The sequence below is a fragment of the Streptomyces silvae genome, assembly GCF_016745505.1.
GTDB classification, from domain to species: Bacteria; Actinomycetota; Actinomycetes; order Streptomycetales; family Streptomycetaceae; genus Streptomyces; species Streptomyces silvae.
The window spans coordinates 1-15,985 of the sequence record NZ_JAERUC010000066.1; the positions used below are offsets into that span (position 1 = coordinate 1).

A 15,985-nucleotide genomic window follows, 5' to 3' on the forward strand; every position below is an offset into this window, starting at 1 on the left:
CCGCTGACGGTGGTGCGGCCGGTACGCCCGGTGTTCACGATGGCGGTGCTGATGGTGGGGCGGAGGGTCCTGCCGATGGTGGTGCGGCCGGTACGCCCGGGGTCCACGACGGTGGCGCCGACGGCGGGGCGGACCAGTCCGGCAGTCGCCGTTGAGCACCTCCCGGACCGAACTCCGGAACCCCGGCCCCACGGAGGGAGCCGGGGTTCCGGAGACCCGTCCGACCCGTCTCACCCGGCTGACCCGTTTGAGCCAGGAGGAGTTCGCCCGCGACATCTGGGGGCGCAGAGCTCTGCTCACCCGCCGCGTCAGCGATTTCTCCGATCTGTTCTCCGCCGACGCCGTCGACGAACTCGTCGCACGCCGCGGACTGCGCACCCCCTTCCTCCGCGTCGCCAGGGACGGCTCCACGCTCCCCGAATCGTCGTACACCTCGTCCGCCGGCGTCGGCGCCACCATCTCCGACCAGCTCGACGACACGGCGCTGTGGCGCCAGTTCGCCGACGGCGCCACGCTCGTCCTCCAGGCCCTGCAGCGCACCTGGGGGCCCGTCGCCGGCTTCTGCGCCGGACTGAGCACCGAGCTGGGGCATCCCGCGCAGGCCAACGCCTATGTCACTCCGCCGCAGAACCGCGGATTCGACGACCACTACGACGTCCACGACGTCTTCGTCCTCCAGATCGAGGGCACCAAGCGCTGGCTCGTCCATGAACCCGTACACCCCGACCCGCTCCGCGACCAGCCCTGGACCGACCGCCGCTCCGCCGTCGCCGAGGCCGCCAGGAGCACGCCGTACATAGACACCGTGCTGGAGCCGGGCGATGCCCTCTACCTGCCGCGGGGCTGGCTGCACGCCGCCGAGGCGCAGGGAGAGGTCTCGGTCCACCTGACGATCGGGATCCACACCTGGACGCGGTACGCGCTGGCCGAACAACTGGCCGCCTCCGCGCTCGCGGCGCTGCGCGACGACCCCCGGATGCGCGGGAGCCTGCCGCTGGGCGTGGACACTCCCGCCGAGGAGATCGACATCGTCCGTGAACGTCTCCTCGCCGCCGTCACCGAGGCCGATTCCGCGCCGTCGTTCCACCGCGCCCGGAGGGGCCAGGCGCGCCCGGCCCCGCTGGGACCGCTGGCCCAGCTCGCGGCCGTCGACGGGCTCGGCCCCGGGACCCCCGTACGGCTCCGCGAGGCACTGGAAGCGCGGCTGGAAGGCCCACGCCTGACCACACGTGTGGGATGGCTCGACTTCCCGGAGACCGATCTGCCGTCGGTGATCCGTCTGCTCGACGGCGACATCCGTACGGCCGGTGAACTCGGCGTAGAGCTGGTCGGGAGACTGCTGCGCGCGGGCGTACTGGTTCCCGCCGAGCGGTGACACCGCCGCGATGACCGCGAAGGACCGCTTCCTCTGTGCCGACGCGGCCCGGACGCGGGGCGACTCGATGGTGGGAACGGCGCCGCACGGCACCGTCTGGGTCCTCATCGAGTACCGGGGCGGCTGGCCGGCCAACGGCTTCGACGGCCTCGACCTCGAACCCCGTACCAAAGCACTCGTGTTCTCCGCCGCCCGAGCGGTACGGGCCCGGATCCTGCTGGTCAGACGGCACGGGCGCCACACACCCGAGGAGACACGCCGCTGGGGCGTACTGCGCTACGAGAAGTCCGGCGACCACCGGCAGCAGTGGGGCACCTGGAGCCGGGACGAGGACCTGGCGCAGATCGTCGGAGCCCTCGGTGCCCCAGGGCAGCCCGGTCACCCGCCGGTCGTCCTGGTCTGCGCCCACGGCCGGCACGACACCTGCTGCGCCGTGCGGGGGAGGCCCGTGGGGCGCGCCCTGAGCGACCGCTGGCCGGAGCTTGTCTGGGAGTGCACGCACGTCGGCGGGGACAGGTTCGCCGCCAACGTCGTCGTCGCTCCCGACGGCGTCTACTACGGCAACCTCGACGCCGCCTCCTCCGTCGAAGCGCTCGAACAGCACCTGGCCGACCGTATCCACGCCGGCCATCTGCGCGGATACACCGACCTCTTCCCGCCGCAGCAGGCCGCCGTCACCGCGCTGCTCAGGCACTTCGGCCCGGCGGGACGGCATGCGTACACGGTCGCCGAGACCACCCGCGACGGCGCCGGCTGGCGGATCCGAGTCCTCCGCCACCCGCCCCGCCCGGCGGCCTTCGACGTCGAGGTGCGGTCCTACCGCACCACGCCGTACCAACTGACCTGCCGAGGGCCGGCGATGAGTCCGGCCGTCGTCCACGAGGTCGTCTCCATCCGCACGGCCGAGCGTCCGAGACCGTTGGGCTGAACCCCGGGGGCGCGAGGGGCCGTCGTAACCCGCAGCCGTCGTGCGCCGGAGCGCACGCCCGGTCTCAGGGCTTGCCGTCTTCCGCCCCGTCGGTGCCCGGCCACGCCTCGTCGAGCCGTGTCAGCTCCGCCTCGGTCAGTACCAGCTCCGCCGCCCCGGCCGAGTCCTGGATGGAGGCCGGCCGGCTGGCTCCCGGCACCGGGACCATCAGCGGGGAGCGGCTCAGCAGCCAGGCCAGGACGATCTGCTGGGGACTGACCCCGCGTGCGTCGGCCACATGGTGGAAGGCGGTGCCCGCGGAGGTGGGGGCGGAGCGTCCGTCGAGGGAGCTGCGCCGGATGCCGCCGAGCGGGCTCCAGGGCAGGAAGGCCAGGCCCAGCCGGGTGCTCAGCCGGAGCTCCGGTTCGCTGTCGCGGACGGCGGGGGAGTACCGGTTCTGTACGGAGACCAGCCCGTCGCCCAGGATCGCGTGTGCCTCGTGGATCTGACCGGTGGTCACGTTGGAGATGCCGGCGGCCCGGATCGTGCCGGCGTCGAGCAGCTCGCGCAGCGCGCCGACGGAGTCGGCCCAGGGGACGGCGGGGTCGGGTTTGTGGAGCTGGTAGAGGCCGATGGCCTCGACACCGAGCCGCTCGGCGGACGCCTCGGCGGCCTTCCTGAGGTGGGCGGGGTCCCCGTCGACCGTCCAGCTGCCGTCACCGGGCCGGCCCCGGCCGCCCTTGGTGGCGACCAGGACGTCCGAGGTGTCCCGGCCGTAGCGGCGGAGGGCCCGGGCGATGAGGTACTCGTTGTGGCCGGTCTCGTCCGCGTGCCAGTGGTAGCTGTCGGCGGTGTCGATCAGGGTGACCCCGGCGTCGAGGGCCGCGTGGATGGTGGCGACGGCCCGTTCCTCGTCCGGGCGTTGCTCGATGGACAGGGGCATGGCGCCCAGTCCGACGGCGCTGAAGGTGGTGTCCTTGACGGTGCGGTACAGCATCGGGTGTCGCCCCTCAGGAGGTGTGGACGGCGGATGTGCCGAGGGCTTCGGCGGCGGCGCCGGGCAGCCAGTCGGCGGTGCGGGAGAAGGTGAAACCCAGCTCCTTCGCACGGGTGTTGCTCATGGCGTAATGGCGGTCGAAGGAGAACGGGCCGGCCGCCTCGCCCGCGGCGACGGTCCGGTACACCGGTTCCCGGCCGGTGCGGGAGGCGATCAGCCCGCTCAGCTCGCGTACGTCGAGCAGGCCGTCGGAGCAGGCGTTGACGGGGCCGGTGAAGTCGGAGGCGGTGCTCGCCCACAGCAGCAGGTCCGCCATCTCCTCGTGGTGGATGAAGACGGTGGGCCGCTCCTCGGCGTACACATCGACCGTCCCGCCCCGGGAGACGAGTTCGGCGTAGTGCGCCAGACGGCCGGTGAACTCCTGTGTCCCGCCGCCGAGTACATGGGCGCTGCGTACGGAGACGAAGCCGAACCCGCCCGCCCGGGTGAGCACGGCCTCCGCCTGCCGTTTGCCCTCGGCGTAGTGGGCGTCCTGGTACGCGGCGTCCTGCCAGGGCAGGTCCAGGCGCACCCGCCAGACGGCCGGGTCGACGAGATCCTCCGTCACCGGTGTGCCGGCGGGGACGGCCGGGAGGTCGGCGGTGGCGGGATCGTAGACCTCGATCGTGGACGTCATGACGTACCGCCGGGTGCGGTCGCGGAAGACGTGGGCGGCGACGGCGGCCTGCACCGGGGTGTAGCAGATCTGGTCGACGACCACGTCGAAGGTACGGGTGCCGAGCGCGGCGGTCAGCGCCGCCTCGTCGTCGCGGTCGGCGACGAGGTGTTCGACACCGGCGGGTGGGCGGGTGGAGCCCCGGTTGATGACAGTGACCTCGTGGCCGGCCTCCGCCAGTCGCCGGACGAGAAGTTTTCCGAAGTAGCGGCCGCCGCCGATGACGCAGATCTTTCGCATGGCTCCATCGTGGTCGCCTATCGTCATCAGCAGAAGTGCCCTCCTACTGGTAACGCATTAAGGAAAACTGTTGATCGATGTCCAGCGGCTCCGCATCCTGCGGGCGGTGGCGGAGCACGGGAGCTTCAACCGGGCGGCCACCGCCCTCCACCTCACCCCCTCGGCCGTGTCCCAGCACGTAGCCGTCCTGGAACGCAGCCTGGGCGCCCAGGTGGTCGCCCGCAGCACCCGGGGTGTCACCCTCACCCGGGCAGGCCAGATCATGGTCGGGGCCGCCGAGTCCGTGGCGGCCGAGCTCGAACACGCGAAGCAGCAGGTCGACCGGCTCAGCACGGGCCGCACCCAGCTCACCGTCGCCACGTTCACCAGCGGCGGCCGGGTGCTTCTGCCCGGCGCCCTCGCCCGGCTCACCGCGGCCCACCCCGAGACCGTGCTCCACGTCAGGGAGGGCGAGCCCGAGGAGTGCCTGCCGCTGGTCCGGCAGGGCGCGGTGGACCTGGCCCTCGCCTACCACTTCGACGGCCCGCTGCCCGGCCGGTCGGGCACCGGCTCCAGTCTGCGGTGGACACCGCTCATGGAGGACCCCCTGCACGTCGTCCTGCCCCACCGGCATCCGCTCGCCGGCCGCGCGGCCATCGAACTCGACGAGCTGGCCGGTGAACCCTGGGTGCTCGGATGCCTCAAGACCGAGGCGTACCTGCGCCGTTACGCGCAACGCGCCGGCTTCGACCCGGACGTGCGCGGCACCACGACCGACTACTTCTTCGCCGGCTCCCTCGTCGCCGCGGGGCTGGGCGTCTCGCTCATCCCCTCCATCGCCCTCGTCCCCAGGGTGTGGGGCGTCCACATCGTCCCGATAGAGGCACCGGCCCCCGCACGCCACCTCGGCGTCGCCGTGCTCGGCCACCGCCGCGACCTCCAGGTGACGACGCTGATCGAGGCGCTCCAGGAGCAGGCGGCAGCACTCGGCGCATCCTGACCCGGCAGCCGACGTGCCGAGAATGTGGGCTTCCCGGCGGACCGGGGATTAGGTTGGCGGGACACTCTCCGGGCAGCCGGACTCGTGATGGGGGCGAGCATGACCATGCAAAAGGGAACCAACGTCGCAGTGCCGGCTCAGGCCGTACGGGTCGAACTGGGCTGGCACACCTCTCCCGGCACACCCGACGTCGATGCCTCGGCGCTCCTCCTCGTCGCGGGAAAGGTGCGCAGCGACGCGGACTTCGTCTTCTACAACCAGCCGGCCCACGGCTCCGGCGCGGTGCGCCACGAGGGCAAGCGGACGGCGGGGGGCGCGGTCACGGACAGCCTCTCCGTCGACTTCGGGCGGATCGAGCCGGCGATCGACCGGGTCGTGATCGCCGCCTCAGCGGACGGCGGCACCTTCGGGCGGGTCACCGGCCTCCACGTGCGGATCCTGGACGCGGCGAACGGCGCCGAGATCGCGCGCTTCGACAGCGCGGACGCGAGCGTCGAGACCGCGTTCATCCTCGGTGAGCTCTATCTGCGCCAGGGCGCCTGGAAGTTCAGGGCCGTGGGCCAGGGGTACGACACCGGACTCGCGGGCCTCGCCACGGACTTCGGCATCTCCGTCGACGAGCCGCAGCAGGCCCCGCCCGCCTCGCAGCCGCAGAGGACTCCCCAGCCGGCCCGACCTCAGCAGGCCCCGCCCCCGCCGGTGGCTCCCCAGCCGCCCGCGCCCCCGGTCGCACCGCCCGCGCCGCCCGTCGTCCAGGCCGTACGGCTGACGAAGGTCACCCTGACCAAGGAAGCCCCCTCGGTCTCGCTGTCGAAGCAGGGCGGCACCTCCGGAGCGCTGCGCGTCAACCTCAACTGGGAGGTGCGCAAACAGTTCAAGGGCTGGGGCGCGAAGCTCGGCAGGGCCGTCGCCATGCACGCCGACCTGGACCTCGACCTCTGCGCCCTGTACGAACTCACCGACGGCAGCAAGGGAGTCGTCCAGGCGCTGGGGAACGCCTTCGGCTCCCTGCGGCAGCCGCCCTACATCCATCTCGACGGCGACGACCGTACGGGCGCCGTCTCGACCGGCGAGAACCTCACGGTCAACCTCGACCACAAGAACCGGCTGCGCCGCGTCCTGATCTTCGTCACCATCTACGAGGGCGCCCGGAGCTTCGCCGATCTGCACGCCACGGTGACCCTCCAGCCGCAGAACGGCGCGGCGATCGACTTCTCCCTCGACGAATGCACCGTGCCCTCCACGGTGTGCGCGCTCGCACTGCTCACCAGCGACGGGAACGACCTCACCGTGCAGCGCGAGGCCCGCTACCTCGTCCCTCAGCGCGGGGTCAGCCCCCAGCGGACCATCGACGCCGCCTACGGCTGGGGCATGAACTGGACGCCCGGGCGCAAGTGACACCGGGCGGATTCAGGGTTCAGGGTTCCGGTGCGGCCTCGGGCCGGGCGTACGTACGCCCCTTCCAGGCCGCACCGAGCCCCCGGTAGTGCTGGACCGCCGAATCCACCGTCATCAGCAGGTAGAGGACGGCGGTGAGGGGCAGCAGCGGTGCCAGCCACAGCGACTGCCGGTAGTACCCGAGCATGGGCATGTACGTCCCCGCCATCACCGCCCAGGCCGCCCCGCCCGCCGAGGCGGCGACCGCGTCCCCGGTCAGCAGCCCGGTGACCAGCGTGACGGGCGGCGCGACATAGACCAGGAGCAGCCCCAGGACCGTACCGGCCAGCAGCCACGGGCTGTGCCGCAGCTGGGCGTACGCACTCCGCGCGACCATGTGCCACAGGTCCGCCAGCCGTGGATAGGGCCGCACGCTGTCCACCCGGTCGGCCAGGCCCAGCCAGATGCGGCCGCCGCTGCGCCGTACCGCACGCGCCAGCGACACGTCGTCGATCACCGCCGAACGGATGGACTCCGGGAGCCGGGCCCGCTCGACGGTTCCGGCCCGCAGCAGGACACAGCCGCCCGCCGCCGCGGCGGTGCGCGACCTCTCGGCGTTCACCCGGCGGAACGGGTAGAGCTGCCCGAAGAAGTAGACGAAGGCCGGCACCACCAGCCGCTCCCAGGCGCTCGTCACCCGCAGCCTGGCCATCTGCGAGACCAGGTCGAACCCGTCCACGCCGTCGCTCCCGGCGGCGGCGACGAGCTCCCGCAGGCTGTCCGGCTCATGCGCGATGTCCGCGTCCGTCAGCAGCAGGAACTCCGGCTTCCGCTGCCGGGCCAGCGCCATCCCGTGCCGCAGCGCCCAGAGCTTGCCCGTCCACCCCGGCTCCGGCTCCCCGGGGGCCACCACCGTCAGCGGAAGCCCGCCGTACCGCACGGCCAGCTCTCGGGCCAGCTCGCCCGTGCCGTCGCCGCTGCCGTCGTCCACCAGGAAGATCTCCGCGTCGCCCGGATAGTCCTGGGCGAGCAGCGACGGCAGGCTCACCGGCAGGACCTCGGCCTCGTCCCTCGCGGGGACGACCACGGCCACCGAGGGCCAGCGCGCCGGGTCCCCGCGCAGCGGCAGCCGCTGGTCGGTCCGCCAGAAGAAGCCCTGACCCAGCAGCAGCCAGACCCATACGATCAGCGAACCCACGGCGGTCCAGGCAACGGCGCTCATCCGTCGAAGTGTGCCCCACTCCGGCGGTGCCGCAAGGGCTGTCGACTATGGTGACCGGGTGAAGATCGCACTCATGGACTCGGGAATCGGCCTGCTCGCGGCAGCGGCCGCAGTACGCCGGCTACGGCCCGACGCCGATCTGGTGCTGTCCTCGGATCCCGGGTCGATGCCCTGGGGGCCCCGTACGCCCGAGGACGTGACCCAGCGCGCGCTCGCCGTGGCCCGTGCCGCCGCGGCACACCGGCCGGACGCCCTGATCGTCGCGTGCAACACCGCCTCCGTCCACGCCCTGCCCGCCCTCCGGGCCGAACTGGAGCCGGCGCTGCCGGTCATCGGCACGGTGCCCGCCATCAAGCCGGCCGCCGCGGGCGGCGGTCCCTTCGCGATCTGGGCCACCCCGGCGACCACCGGGAGCCCGTACCAGCGCGGGCTGATCAACGACTTCGCCCGGTCCGTGGCCGTCACCGAGGTGCCCTGCCCGGGACTCGCAGACGCGGTGGAACACGCCGACGAGGACGCGATCGACCGTGCGGTGGCCGCTGCCGCCGCCCTCACACCGGCCGGGGTCACGGACGTCGTCCTGGGCTGCACCCACTACGAGCTGGTGGCCGAACGGATCCGCGCCGCCGTCGAGGCCGGCCGGCCCGGCCGCGCGCCCCTGGTGCTCCACGGCTCCGCCGACGCGGTGGCAGCCCAGGCACTGCGCCGTGTCGGGGCGGCGCCCGCTCCGTCGGCCGAACCGGTCGGCACTCTCACCGTCCTCCTCGGCGGGCACGCCGCTGACCTGCCCGAACGGGCGCTGGTCTACGCCGAGGGCCGACTCCTCAAGGCCGTCACCCCCGCCATCTGACCGCACCCGGTGCCCCGCCGTGGCCGCACACCCCCTCCTCACGGCGCGGAACCTGGGTACGCTGCTTGGCATGACGGACCACCCCGGTAACAGGCGGCACGGTTCGAGCCAGGCCCCGAGCACGGTCTGGACGGGACGGGCCACCAATCGCTTCCAGTGGCTGCTCGCGGCCGTGGGCGCCGCGTGTCTGGCGCTCGGTATCGAGCTGGCCGTCGACTCGGCCTGGGGTGGCGGATTCGCCCCGCTGCTCATGTCCGTCATCGGCTGTGTCGCCGCGGGACTCCTGATCCTCTTCGGGACCCTCGCCTTCGTCCATGTGGCCGTCAAGGTCGACGGGGACGCCCTCGAGGTGCGCTGCGGTCACGCCGGGCTGCCCAGGCGGCGGATTCTCCTCACCCATGTGGTCGGCGCGGACTTCGCACCCACCGTCACCCCGCGCCAGTGGGGCGGCTGGGGCTACCGCTGGCGCCCCGACCAGGGCACGGCCGTGGTCGTGCGGCGCGGGGAGGCGCTGGTGCTCCGGCTCGGGGACGGCATGACCTTCACCGTCACCGTGGACGACGCGGAGGCGGCCGTACGCTTCATCCGCGACCGCCTGCACCTCACGGCCAACGGCAGGGCCCAGGGGAAGAGCCGGCCCTGAGCCTGCCGGGCGGCCGGAGCGGCTGCCGCTCCCACAGCCGCTCACCGTAGACTCCGGCAGGTGAGCGCCACCATCACCACCGTCGAACCGCCGCCCGCCCCCGCGCCCCGCAGCAGGAAGCTGTGGCCGCGGCTCGTCCGGCCGGCCGCAGCCCTGCTGTCCGGTGCGATGCTCTACGCGAGCTTCCCGCCCCGGCCCCTGTGGTGGCTGGTGCTGCCCGGCTTCGCCCTGCTGGGCTGGGTGCTGAGCGCACGGCGGGCGCGCGCCGCGCTGGGCCTCGGCCTCCTCGCGGGCCTCGGCTTCATGCTGCCGCTGCTGCACTGGACGGGGGAGGAGGTCGGCCCGGTTCCCTGGCTGGCGCTGGCACTGGCCGAAGCCCTGTTCATCGCCGTCGGCTGTATCGGTATCGCCGCCGTCTCCCGGCTCCCGTACTGGCCCTTCTGGGCGGCCGCCGTGTGGACCCTGGACGAGGCGCTCCGCGCCCGCGTCCCGTTCGGCGGCTTCCCCTGGGGCAAGATCGCCTTCGGCCAGGCCGACAGCGCGTTCCTGCCGCTCGCCGCGCTGGGCGGCACCCCGCTGCTCACCTTCGCCGTCGTGCTCTGCGGATTCGGGCTGCTGGAGTCCGCCCGGCAGGTCCGCCGCCACCGCGCCACCGGCACCGTGCCCCGCTCCGCCGTCGTCGCCGCGGCCGTCACGGTGGCCGTGCCGGTCGCCGCGGCGCTGGCGGCCCTCCCGCTCGTGGACGACTCGCCCGAGGACGGCACCGCCACGGTCGCCGCGATCCAGGGCAACGTGCCGCGCCTGGGACTCGACTTCAACTCCCAGCGCCGGGCCGTCCTGGACAACCATGCGAAGCGTACGGAACAGCTCGCCGAGGACGTGAAGGCCGGAAAGGTGCCCCAACCCGACTTCGTCCTGTGGCCGGAGAACTCCTCCGACCTCGACCCGTACCGCAATGCCGACGCCCGTGACGTCATCGACCGGGCCGTGCAGGCCATCGGCGCCCCCACCGTCATCGGCGCCGTCCTCACCCCCGACACCGGGCCCCTGCGCAACACGCTGATCCAGTGGGACCCGGAGAGCGGGCCCGTGGGCACGTACGACAAGCGGCACATCCAGCCGTTCGGCGAGTACATGCCGATGCGGTCCGTCGCCCGGATCTTCAGCAAGGACGTCGACCGGGTGCAGCGTGACTTCGGCCCGGGAAGCAAGGTCGGGGTGTTCGACCTCGCCGGCACCAAGGTCGGGCTCGTGACCTGCTACGAGGCCGCGTTCGACGACGCCGTGCGCGACACCGTGAAGCACGGCGGGCAGCTCATCGCCGTACCGAGCAACAACGCGACCTTCGGGCGCAGCGAGATGACCTACCAGCAGCTGGCGATGAGCCAGGTGCGGGCGGTCGAGCACGGGCGGTCCGTCGTCGTGCCCGTCACCAGCGGCGTCAGCGCCGTGATCCGGCCGGACGGCACGATCGTGGAGAAGACCAAGATGTTCACTCCCGACGCCCTGGTCGACGAGGTGCCCCTGCGCTCCTCGCTCACTCCCGCCACCCGGCTCGGCCCCCTGCCCGAAGGCGTTCTGGCCCTGCTCGCCGTGGCCGGTCTCGGCTGGGCGACGGCCCGGTCGGTGCGGGCGAGGAAGGACCGGAAGGCCGGTCCTTCGAGCGCCCCGGCCGCCCCGTAGGCTCGGCCGCATGGGTACTCCAGACTTCATCCGCGACATCCGTGCCACCGCCGGCCACCAGCTGCTTCTCCTGCCGGGGGTCACCGCGGTCGTCTTCGACGACGACGGCCGGGTGCTGCTGGGCCGCCGCTCGGACACCGGCGAGTGGTCGGTCATCGGCGGGATCGGCGAACCGGGCGAGGAGCCCGCGGTGACGGCGGAGCGCGAGGTGTACGAGGAGACGGCGGTGCACTGCGTCGCGGAGCGGGTCGTGCTCACCCAGGCCCTGAAGCCGGTGCAGTACGCCAACGGCGACCGCTGCCAGTACCTCGACATCACCTTCCGCTGCCGTGCGACCGGCGGGGAGGCGCGGGTCAACGACGACGAGTCGCTGGAGGTCGCGTGGTTCGAGGTCGACGCGCTGCCGCCGCTGAGTGAGTTCGCGCTGTTCCGGATCAAGCAGTCCCTGACGGACGGCCCCACCTGGTTCGCACGGACGCCCCAGGCCTGACGGGCCCGGCTTCCCGACCATGTCGTACGGGCCCGTCTCCCCCGCCGGACGGGGGAGACGGGCCCTTCGGTTCGGCCGGGTCAGACGCCACGGGCGTCGGCGGGCAGGGTCGCGGTGTCCGCGGCCTGCCGGCCGGCGTCCGGCTCCATGTCCGTGAGGTCCCGGCTCCGGGTCTCCTTCGCGCAGAGGATCGCCAGCACCGTGACGAGCGCGGCGGCGATCACGTACAGCGAGATCGGTGTCGAACTGCCGAAGTCGGCGAGCAGCGCGGTGGCGATGAGCGGGGCCGGGGCGCCTGCGGCCACCGACGAGAACTGGGCGCCGATCGAGGCACCCGAGTACCGCATCCGCGTCGCGAACATCTCCGCGAAGAAGGCCGCCTGCGGTGCGTACATGGCGCCGTGGAAGATCAGCCCGACCGTGACGGCGAGCAGCAGGCCCCCGAAGCTCCTGCTGTCGATCAGCGCGAAGAACGGGAACATCCACAGCGCCACACCGATCGCGCCGACGAGGTAGACCGGCCTGCGCCCCACCCGGTCGGAGAGCGCGCCCCACAGCGGGATCACGGCGAAGTGCACGGCGGACGCGATGAGTACGGCGTTGAGCGCCGTCTGCTTGCTCAGGTCCGCGGAGGTCGTCGCGTACACGAGGATGAACGCGGTGATCACGTAGTAGCTGATGTTCTCGGCCATCCGTGCGCCCATGGCGATCAGCACGTCGCGCCAGTGGTGCCGCAACACGGCGACCAGCGGCATCTTCTCGGCGGGCGCGGCGGCGGCCTTGCGCTGCTCGGCCTGGGCCAGGGCCGCCTTGAAGACAGGCGATTCATCGACAGAGAGACGAATCCACAGACCCAGGATCACGAGTACGCCGGAGAGGAGGAAGGGGATCCGCCAGCCCCAGGCCCCGAACGTGGAGTCGGACATCAGCGCGGTGAGGGCGGACAGCACCCCTGTCGCGAGCAACTGCCCGGCCGGCGCGCCCGTCTGGGGCCACGACGCCCAGAACCCCCGGCGCTTCGCGTCGCCGTGCTCCGACACGAGCAGCACGGCGCCACCCCACTCGCCGCCGAGGGCAAACCCCTGCACCAGCCGCAGGACGGTGAGCAGGACGGGCGCCGCCGAACCGATCGTGGCGTGCGTCGGCATCAGCCCGATGGCGAAGGTCGCGCCGCCCATCATCAGCAGGCTCAGCACCAGCAGCTTCTTGCGCCCGAGCCGGTCCCCGTAGTGCCCGAACACCAGGGCCCCGATGGGGCGTGCGGCGAAGCCCACGGCGTAGGTGAGGAAGGAGAGGAGCGTACCGACGAGCGGGTCGGACTCGGGGAAGAACAACTTGTTGAAGACCAGCGCGGCAGCGGAGCCGTACAGGAAGAAGTCGTACCACTCCACCGTGGTCCCGACGAGGCTCGCGGCGACGATGCGGCGGAGGTTGGACGGGGGTGGGGGAGCGGTTGCTGGGGCGGCCATGGATACCACTTCCGGACAGTTGGCGGGGACGTTTCCGTGTCGCCATACCGTAGGAAGGGGCAGGTCAGGGGCGTATGTGGCGGGACACCATAGTTCGGGTGGACGGTGTGCGTGCGAACGCCACGGGAAGTCGTCATAGGGGCTCCTGTCGCCCCGTTCGGAGTTCTCCCGGCGGTTCAGCGCAGAGGGAGCCTGAACGTGTGGGTGCGCCGGGTGGCGCAGGTGCGGCAGGTGGCGTGGAAGTGGGAGAGCAGGTGGCCGTCGGTCCGGGAGAGGGTGTTGCGCCAGGAGCAGCGGAACTCCCCGCAGCGGCAGGGCCTTCGGCTGACAGCGAGGAACGCGCCGGTGTTGGAGTCGTGTCCGTCCTCGGGCGGCGGCTGCCGGGAGGGCGCGTCGTCCCCGTGCCGCCGCCGCAGCCATGCCTCTTCCTCCGCCGTGAGCAGGCCCGTGCCGCCGCACTCGACGCATCGGCCGGGCCCCGCGTTGTTCCCGGCGCACCAGCAGCGGCCGTAGCCGCCGCTGCCGCCGCTGTAGGGCCTGCCCCCGCACTCCAGGCAGACGCCCCAGCCGTGACAGCCGTCGCAGAGGATCCCGTCGGCCGTGCTGCGGGTGAAGAGCGGCTGGCCCAGCTGCCGTTCGGCGTAGACGACGGGGGTCCAGCCGGTGAGTGTCGTGAGGCCTCGGCCGGCGCCCGTGTAGACCCGTACGTCGAAGTCCTCCCGCCCGGCGGTCGCCCAGCTCTCCCCGTCGGGGCCCGAGCGCTGTGTCCGCACGGTCCAGCCGGCCGCGGCGAAGGCGTTCAGGACGTCGTCGGGGGGTGTCGGGCGGTCGTCCGTGGCGACGCAGAGCAGGAACAGGAAGCGGTGGCCCACCGGGGCGGGGTCGCGCCACCGCACCGGGTCGGTCCACGCGCGGGCCAGCTCGGGCCGGCGGTCAGGACGCAGCGCCGAAGCGATCTCCAGCAACTGGCCCTTGAGCCACACCGCGCTCGCGGGGACGGCGGGCGCGTCCCCGGGTTCCTGTGCACCGGTCGTGTCGGTCATCGTGGGTGCCGCCCCTCACTCGCCGTCCCTTTTGGAGGCTTCGATGACGGTCCGTGCGGTCACGGCGCGGGGACGGGGCCTCCCGGACGGAAGCGTTCCACCCCGACGATGTGCCGCACCTTGAGCGGGCGTACGACCACCGCGACCCGCCGCTCCTCGGGCATGAGCCACTCGAACCGCTCGCTGCACAGGTACTTCCGGGCCAGCCGGTCCATCCGCTCGTGCGCCTCCTCGCCCTCGATGAAGCGGGCGACCTCGCCACTGATCTGTACGCGGTCGAAGGGGTCGTCGGCGTCCGCGTGCGAGAGGTAGACGCGGGGGTCGTGGCGCAGGTTCTCCTCCTTGACCCGGCCCACCGAGGTGTTGAACGTCAGCTCCCCATCTCCCTCCAGGTCCACCCACATCGGGCTGACCTGCGGCGCACCGTCGGGGAACACGGTGCCGACGTACCAGATATGGGGGGCTTCCAGTCGGGCGCGTACGGCTTCGTCGAAGATCACAGTCATCTTCGGAGGCTACCAATCACGAGGGTCCCGCTCGCATCCCCGGGTCCGTACGACCGTGTATCGCTGATGCTCCCTCACCTTTGGCGGGTTCGGCGGGGTGGTGGGGGAGAGGGGTGCGTCACACCGGTCCGCGTTGCGTATCCTGCACAAGAAGTCGCAGGTTAGGTTAGCCTCGCCTTGGTTCGACGGGTGAGGGGGAGTTCATGTCGTGGAGTGCTGCCGTCATGGGCGCCGTACCTCGCCCGCGCGCACCCCGGCCGGGCGTGCGTGTACGCCGCCCGGCGCCGTGACCGCCCTCACCGGCGCTGACCGTGACGCCGGTGTCCGAGCCGGTGTCCAAATCTCAGGAGTCATCCCATGAACCAGGCCCTGTCGGCCGAACGGATCCGCGCCGACGTCGCGGAGCTGATCGGCTGCGACCCCACCGAGATCGAGCCCGAGGAGAATCTGACCGATCTCGGTCTGGACTCGGTCAGGACCATGGTCCTCATCGACCGCTGGCGCGCCGCCGGGGCCGCTTCGCTGGAGTACGCCGACCTGGCGGAGCAGCCCGAACTGGCGCACTGGACCGAGCTGCTGACGGGCCGGGCCGCATGAGCCGGGTCGATCACCGGAGCCGGCACCTGGAGCGGATCGCGGAGGTCCGGGCGGGCCGCCATGCCGAGAAGGTGGGCTATCCGATCGGGATCCGCGAGACCGAGGTCGTACGCACCGCCATGGTCGGCGCCGGACTGCTGCGGGTCACACTCGGCGGGCCGGGTACCGAGGGATTCGAGGCGCACTCGCCGGACGAACACGTGAAGCTGCTCTTCCCGGACCCGGACGGTTCGCTGCGACTGCCCGAGCCCGACGGGGCGATGCTGCGCTGGCCGCGACCGGCGCCCGTCTCGCGGCAGTACACGGTGCGCCGTTACGACCCGGTCTCCGGCGAGATCGACATCGACGTGGCCCTGCACGAGGGCGGCCTCGCGTCGGAATGGGCGTCCGCGGCCCGGCCGGGCGCCGTCATGCATCTCGCGGGACCGCCCGGCGGGCTGATCGTCCCGCACTCCTACGACCGCTATCTGCTCGCCGGTGACATCACCGCCCTGCCGGCGATCGCGCGCTGGCTGGAGGAGCTGCCCAGGACCGCCAAGGGCTGGGCGTTCATCGAAGTCCCCGATCCCGCGCAGGAGATCGAGCTGTCCGCGCCCGAAGGTGTCGAGGTGCGCTGGCTGCACCGCGACAGCCGTGCGGCGGACGCCGACGAGGCGCTGGTGCGTGCCGTGACCGCGGTGGCCGTGCCCGAGGGTGAACGGCTCTACGTCTGGGTCGCGGGCGAGGCGGGGCAGATCAAACCGCTGCGCCGCTGGGTCCGCGACGAGCTGGGCCTGGGCAAGGCCGACCACGACATCACCGGGTACTGGAAGCGCGGCGTCGCCGACTTCGACGAGGACGACCACTGACCGACGGGCGGGCCCTTCGGCGGACTTGAGCCGCCTTGAAGCCC

Annotated in this window: 16 protein-coding genes; 10 read left to right on the forward strand and 6 right to left on the reverse strand. The window is 72.5% G+C overall.

What is annotated here, in order from left to right:
- Positions 1 to 151 precede the first annotated feature (151 nt).
- Positions 152 to 1,375, forward strand: coding sequence for a cupin domain-containing protein (locus JKV81_RS08545; protein WP_202075306.1), 1,224 nt, complete (start codon positions 152 to 154; stop codon positions 1,373 to 1,375).
- Positions 1,376 to 1,385: 10 nt separating this feature from the next.
- Complete coding sequence (locus JKV81_RS08550) at positions 1,386 to 2,303, forward strand: ferredoxin family protein (RefSeq protein ID WP_129260782.1); 918 nt, start codon at positions 1,386 to 1,388, stop codon at positions 2,301 to 2,303.
- Positions 2,304 to 2,367: 64 nt separating this feature from the next.
- Here the strand turns inward: JKV81_RS08550 and JKV81_RS08555 are convergent, their stop codons facing one another.
- Both JKV81_RS08555 and JKV81_RS08560 read right to left on the reverse strand, forming a co-directional pair.
- Positions 2,368 to 3,279, reverse strand: coding sequence for an aldo/keto reductase (locus tag JKV81_RS08555; RefSeq protein ID WP_129260781.1), 912 nt, complete (start codon positions 3,277 to 3,279; stop codon positions 2,368 to 2,370).
- 13 nt (positions 3,280 to 3,292) lie between these two features.
- Positions 3,293 to 4,234: an NAD-dependent epimerase/dehydratase family protein gene (locus JKV81_RS08560; RefSeq protein WP_202075307.1), complete on the reverse strand. Its 942-nt coding sequence runs from the start codon at positions 4,232 to 4,234 to the stop codon at positions 3,293 to 3,295.
- 70 nt (positions 4,235 to 4,304) lie between these two features.
- Between JKV81_RS08560 and JKV81_RS08565 the strand changes: the two genes are divergently transcribed.
- The gene (locus tag JKV81_RS08565; RefSeq protein ID WP_129260779.1) at positions 4,305 to 5,213 is read left to right on the forward strand and encodes a LysR family transcriptional regulator; all 909 of its coding nucleotides are present in this window, start codon (positions 4,305 to 4,307) and stop codon (positions 5,211 to 5,213) included.
- An 87-nt stretch (positions 5,214 to 5,300) separates the two neighbouring features.
- A complete protein-coding gene (locus tag JKV81_RS08570) occupies positions 5,301 to 6,611 on the forward strand; it encodes a TerD family protein (RefSeq protein WP_202075308.1) in 1,311 nt (436 codons plus the stop codon).
- A 19-nt stretch (positions 6,612 to 6,630) separates the two neighbouring features.
- On the opposite strand, the gene JKV81_RS08575 is transcribed toward JKV81_RS08570, so the two are convergent.
- Positions 6,631 to 7,812: a glycosyltransferase gene (locus tag JKV81_RS08575; RefSeq protein WP_202075309.1), complete on the reverse strand. Its 1,182-nt coding sequence runs from the start codon at positions 7,810 to 7,812 to the stop codon at positions 6,631 to 6,633.
- A gap of 58 nt (positions 7,813 to 7,870) precedes the next feature.
- Between JKV81_RS08575 and JKV81_RS08580 the strand changes: the two genes are divergently transcribed.
- From JKV81_RS08580 to JKV81_RS08595, 4 genes are all read left to right on the forward strand, one after another.
- Complete coding sequence (locus JKV81_RS08580; RefSeq protein ID WP_164992655.1) at positions 7,871 to 8,662, forward strand: glutamate racemase; 792 nt, start codon at positions 7,871 to 7,873, stop codon at positions 8,660 to 8,662.
- A gap of 70 nt (positions 8,663 to 8,732) precedes the next feature.
- Positions 8,733 to 9,305, forward strand: a complete 573-nt coding sequence (locus tag JKV81_RS08585) for a hypothetical protein (RefSeq protein WP_129260775.1) — start codon at positions 8,733 to 8,735, stop codon at positions 9,303 to 9,305.
- A gap of 60 nt (positions 9,306 to 9,365) precedes the next feature.
- On the forward strand, positions 9,366 to 10,988 hold the full coding sequence (gene lnt, locus JKV81_RS08590; protein ID WP_129260774.1) for an apolipoprotein N-acyltransferase: 1,623 nt from the start codon (positions 9,366 to 9,368) through the stop codon (positions 10,986 to 10,988).
- A 10-nt stretch (positions 10,989 to 10,998) separates the two neighbouring features.
- Positions 10,999 to 11,478 carry an NUDIX hydrolase gene (locus JKV81_RS08595; RefSeq protein WP_202075310.1) on the forward strand — a complete coding sequence of 160 codons (480 nt, stop codon included), beginning with the start codon at positions 10,999 to 11,001 and terminating at the stop codon, positions 11,476 to 11,478.
- An 80-nt stretch (positions 11,479 to 11,558) separates the two neighbouring features.
- Here the strand turns inward: JKV81_RS08595 and JKV81_RS08600 are convergent, their stop codons facing one another.
- The 3 genes from JKV81_RS08600 to JKV81_RS08610 form a co-directional block, all read right to left on the reverse strand.
- Positions 11,559 to 12,947, reverse strand: a complete 1,389-nt coding sequence (locus tag JKV81_RS08600) for an MFS transporter (protein ID WP_129260772.1) — start codon at positions 12,945 to 12,947, stop codon at positions 11,559 to 11,561.
- 176 nt (positions 12,948 to 13,123) lie between these two features.
- Entirely contained in the window at positions 13,124 to 13,990 is an 867-nt protein-coding gene (locus tag JKV81_RS08605; RefSeq protein WP_202075311.1) for a hypothetical protein, read from the reverse strand.
- Between the two features lie 59 nt (positions 13,991 to 14,049).
- Positions 14,050 to 14,496, reverse strand: coding sequence for a TIGR03618 family F420-dependent PPOX class oxidoreductase (locus tag JKV81_RS08610; RefSeq protein WP_202075312.1), 447 nt, complete (start codon positions 14,494 to 14,496; stop codon positions 14,050 to 14,052).
- A 357-nt stretch (positions 14,497 to 14,853) separates the two neighbouring features.
- On the opposite strand from JKV81_RS08610, the gene JKV81_RS08615 reads away from it, so the two are divergent.
- Positions 14,854 to 15,093: a phosphopantetheine-binding protein gene (locus tag JKV81_RS08615; protein ID WP_147982433.1), complete on the forward strand. Its 240-nt coding sequence runs from the start codon at positions 14,854 to 14,856 to the stop codon at positions 15,091 to 15,093.
- Positions 15,090 to 15,941 (forward strand): siderophore-interacting protein, encoded by an 852-nt coding sequence (locus JKV81_RS08620; RefSeq protein WP_202075313.1) that lies wholly within the window; start codon positions 15,090 to 15,092, stop codon positions 15,939 to 15,941. Before JKV81_RS08615 ends, JKV81_RS08620 begins: the two co-directional genes overlap by 4 nt.
- The last annotated feature ends 44 nt before the right edge of the window (positions 15,942 to 15,985 follow it).